Raw genomic sequence first — 4,310 nt, forward strand, 5'->3', positions numbered from 1 at the left:
CCTCCCACCGGCCCGTTCCCGTCCCCGCCCCGTGGCGCGCGGCTGTCGCGGGGGGCGGTGCGCGAGGATTGGGCCCATGGCCAACCGACTTGCGCAGACCACCTCCCCGTACCTCCGTCAGCACGCCGACAACCCCGTCGACTGGTGGCCCTGGTCGCCCGAGGCGTTCGAGGCGGCCAGAGAACGGGACGTGCCCGTGCTGCTCAGCGTCGGGTACGCCAGCTGCCACTGGTGCCATGTGATGGCCCACGAGTCGTTCGAGGACGAGACCGTCGCCGCCTACCTCAACGAGCACTTCGTGCCCGTGAAGGTCGACCGGGAGGAGCGGCCCGACGTCGACGCCGTCTACATGGAGGCCGTCCAGGCGGCGACCGGGCACGGCGGGTGGCCGATGACCGTCTTCCTCACGCCGGACGCCGAACCCTTCTACTTCGGGACCTACTTCCCGCCCGAGGCCCGGCACGGCTCGCCCTCCTTCCAGCAGGTCCTGGAAGGCGTGGTGGCCGCCTGGACCGACCGGCGCGAGGAGGTCGCCGAGGTCGCCGGGCGGATCGTCGCGGATCTGGCGGGGCGGTCGCTGGTCCACGGTGGAGACGGGGTGCCGGGGGAGCCGGAGGTCGCTCAGGCGCTGCTCGGGCTGACCCGGGAGTACGACGAACAGCACGGCGGGTTCGGGGGCGCGCCCAAGTTCCCGCCGTCCATGGTGGTGGAGTTCCTGTTGCGGCACCACGCCCGTACGGGGTCGGAGGGGGCGCTTCAGATGGCCGCCGACACCTGTTCGGCGATGGCCCGGGGCGGGATCTACGACCAGCTCGGCGGGGGCTTCGCGCGCTACTCCGTGGACCGGGAGTGGGTGGTGCCGCACTTCGAGAAGATGCTGTACGACAACGCTCTGCTCTGCCGCGTGTACGCCCATCTGTGGCGTACCACCGGGTCGGACGAGGCCCGGCGGATCGCCCTGGAGACCGCCGACTTCATGGTGCGGGAGCTGCGGACCGCCGAGGGCGGCTTCGCCTCCGCGCTGGACGCGGACAGCGAGGACGCCGAAGGCAAGCACGTCGAGGGCGCCTTCTACGTGTGGACGCCCGCCCAGCTCCGCGAGGTGCTCGGCGAGGACGACGCCGCCTTCGCCGCCGCGTACTTCGGGGTGACGGAGGACGGGACGTTCGAGGAGGGTGCCTCCGTGCTCCGGCTGCCGGGGGACACGGGGCCCGTGGACGCCGCCCGGGTCGCGGACGTACGGGCCCGATTGCTGGCGGCCCGCGCGGAGCGGCCGCGCCCGGGGCTGGACGACAAGGTGGTCGCCGCCTGGAACGGGCTCGCCATCGCCGCGCTCGCCGAGACCGGCGCCTACTTCGACCGGCCCGACCTGGTGGAGCGGGCCACCGAGGCGGCCGATCTGCTGGTCCGGGTGCACCTGGGCGAGGTGGCCCGGCTGACCCGCACCTCCAAGGACGGACGCGCCGGCGACAACGCCGGGGTGCTGGAGGACTACGGCGATGTCGCCGAGGGCTTCCTCGCGCTGGCGGCCGTGACCGGGGAGGGCGCCTGGCTGGAGTTCGCCGGGTTCCTGCTGGACATCGTGCTGGAGCAGTTCACCGGCGAGGGCGGGCAGCTCTACGACACCGCGCACGACGCCGAGCAGCTCATCCGCCGGCCCCAGGACCCCACCGACAGCGCCACCCCGTCCGGGTGGACGGCAGCCGCCGGCGCGCTGCTCTCGTACGCCGCGTACACCGGGTCCGAGGCCCACCGGACGGCCGCCGAGGGCGCGCTCGGTGTGGTGAAGGCGCTGGGGCCGCGCGTGCCCCGGTTCGTCGGCTGGGGCCTCGCGGTGGCCGAGGCGCTGCTGGACGGGCCCCGTGAGGTCGCCGTCGCCGGGCCGGTCGGCGGGGAGCTGCACCGTACGGCGCTGCTGGGGCGGGCCCCGGGCGCGGTGGTCGCGGCCGGAGAGGGCCCGGGGGCGGGGGCCGAGTTCCCGCTGCTGGTGGACCGGCCGCCGGTGGGCGGGGAGCCGACCGCGTACGTCTGCCGCCACTTCGTGTGCGACGCGCCGACGACCGACGCCGGTGAGCTGGCGGCGAAGCTGGGCGGGTAGGGCCTCTCGCTTGGATCATGCCGGGCTCGCGGGGTCCGGCCTGATCCAAACGAAAGACCCCAGACGTCGGTGAGCAGGAGTGAGGGGCCGGTCGTCGATGCGACCGGCCCCTCACCCCCGTAACCGCTCCGTGCTCATCCGTGCTGGTAGGCCACCATCGAGATGCCCACGTAGTGCGCGATGAAGGCCGCCAGCGTCAGCGAGTGGAAGACCTCGTGGAAGCCGAACCAGCTCGGCGACGGGTTCGGCTTCTTGATCCCGTAGATCACGCCGCCCGCGCTGTACAGCAGCCCGCCGACCACGACGAGGACCAGGACCGCGATGCCGCCGGTCCGCATGAAGTCGGGGAGGAAGAAGACCGCCGCCCAGCCCATCGCGATGTAGCACGGGGTGTAGAGCCAGCGCGGCGCGCCGACCCAGAACACCCGGAACGCGATGCCCGCCGCCGCGGCCGCCCAGACCGCCCACAGCAGGGGCCGGGCGGTCGACTCGGGGAGCAGCAGCAGCGTCAGCGGCGTGTAGGTGCCCGCGATGATCAGGAAGATGTTCGCGTGGTCCAGGCGGCGGAGCACCGCCTCGCCGCGCGGCCCCCAGGTGCCGCGGTGGTAGACCGCGCTGACACCGAACAGCAGACAGGCGCTGAGGATGTAGACGCCACAGGCGATCCGGGCCACCGTGCTGTCGGTCAGGGCGATCAGGGTGATCCCGGCGACCAGCACCGCGGGGAACATTCCGGCGTGCAGCCAGCCGCGCATGCGCGGTTTGACGGGGACGGGGTCGAGTACGACGGGGCCCGGGGTCGCGGCGCTAGCGGCGGCGTCAGTCATATCCGCATGCTATCTACGCCACCGTAAGTAGGGGATTTGGGGCGCAAATGAGTGGCGATGCTCACGTGTGCGGCCCCCTGGACATATGGGCGGAACGGTCGGATGATCAAATGAGTGCAGTCGGCACCGGATGAGCGCCAGGGGAATTCGAAGGGTACGAAGCATCCGGGTCGCAGCCCCCACGGGGCCTACAGACAACTGACACCCTCAACTAGGAGCGATCGTGGCGCGCGACATCGCGGCTCCCCTCACTGTCCCCACCCACCACCAGGAGCTGGTCTCCTGGGTCGACGAGATCGCAGCGATCACCCAGCCGGACCGGGTGGTCTGGTGCGACGGCTCCGAGGCCGAGTACGAGCGCCTGTGCGGGGAGCTCGTGGCCAAGGGCACGTTCACCAAGCTGGACGAGATCAAGCGGCCGAACTCGTACTACGCCGCGTCCGACCCGAGCGACGTCGCCCGCGTCGAGGACCGTACGTTCATCTGCTCCAAGGAGGAGAAGGACGCGGGTCCCACGAACCACTGGAAGGACCCCGCCGAGATGCGGGAGATCTTCACCGGTGCGGACGGTGTCTTCCGTGGGTCCATGCGGGGGCGGACCATGTACGTCGTGCCCTTCTGCATGGGGCCCGTCGGCTCGCCGCTCTCCGCGATCGGCGTCGAGATCACCGACTCCGCGTACGTCGCCGTCTCCATGCGCACCATGACCCGCATGGGCCGGGCCGTCCTGGACGAGCTGGGCACCGACGGCTTCTTCGTGAAGGCCGTCCACACCCTGGGCGCCCCCCTGGCCGAGGGCGAGGCGGACGTCCCGTGGCCCTGCAACACCACCAAGTACATCTCGCACTTCCCCGAGGACCGCGAGATCTGGTCGTACGGCTCCGGCTACGGCGGCAACGCCCTGCTCGGCAAGAAGTGCTACGCCCTGCGCATCGCGTCCGTCATGGCCCGCGACGAGGGCTGGCTCGCCGAGCACATGCTCATCCTGAAGCTCACGCCGCCGCAGGGGGAGTCGGAGGCCCCCACGTACGTTGCCGCCGCGTTCCCCTCGGCCTGCGGCAAGACCAACCTCGCCATGCTGGAGCCGACCATCCCCGGCTGGACCGTGGAGACCATCGGCGACGACATCGCCTGGATGCGGTTCGGCGAGGACGGCCGCCTCTACGCGATCAACCCCGAGGCCGGCTTCTTCGGCGTCGCGCCCGGCACCGGCGAGCACACCAACGCCAACGCCATGAAGACCATGTGGGGCAACTCCGTCTTCACCAACGTGGCGCTCACCGACGACGGCGACGTCTGGTGGGAGGGCATGACCGACGAGGCGCCCGCGCACCTCACGGACTGGAAGGGCAACGACTGGACCCCCGAGTCCGGCACGCCCGCCG

General features: G+C 71.8%; 3 protein-coding genes. 2 read left to right on the top strand and 1 reads right to left on the bottom strand.

All coding sequences use genetic code 11. The annotated features are described in order from the left end of the window. Window positions 1-76 precede the first annotated feature (76 nt). Window positions 77-2,098 carry a thioredoxin domain-containing protein gene (locus tag HET64_RS37000; RefSeq protein ID WP_215111620.1) on the top strand — a complete coding sequence of 674 codons (2,022 nt, stop codon included), beginning with the start codon at window positions 77-79 and terminating at the stop codon, window positions 2,096-2,098. A 134-nt stretch (window positions 2,099-2,232) separates the two neighbouring features. Here the strand turns inward: HET64_RS37000 and HET64_RS37005 are convergent, their stop codons facing one another. After that, complete coding sequence (locus HET64_RS37005; RefSeq protein ID WP_215111621.1) at window positions 2,233-2,925, bottom strand: hemolysin III family protein; 693 nt, start codon at window positions 2,923-2,925, stop codon at window positions 2,233-2,235. A 223-nt stretch (window positions 2,926-3,148) separates the two neighbouring features. Between HET64_RS37005 and HET64_RS37010 the strand changes: the two genes are divergently transcribed. Next, window positions 3,149-4,310 (top strand): phosphoenolpyruvate carboxykinase (GTP) (locus HET64_RS37010; protein WP_215111622.1); only part of this gene is annotated, 1,162 nt, incomplete at its 3' end.

The organism is Streptomyces sp. McG3, from assembly GCF_018619185.1.
Classification (GTDB): Bacteria; Actinomycetota; Actinomycetes; order Streptomycetales; family Streptomycetaceae; genus Streptomyces.

What these genes read in the sequence shown, in the direction of transcription:
- HET64_RS37000 (WP_215111620.1), top strand. Translation starts at nt 77, where the DNA reads ATGGCCAACCGACTTGCGCAGACCACCTCCCCGTACCTCCGTCAGCAC.
- HET64_RS37005 (WP_215111621.1), bottom strand. Translation starts at nt 2,925, where the DNA reads ATGACTGACGCCGCCGCTAGCGCCGCGACCCCGGGCCCCGTCGTACTC.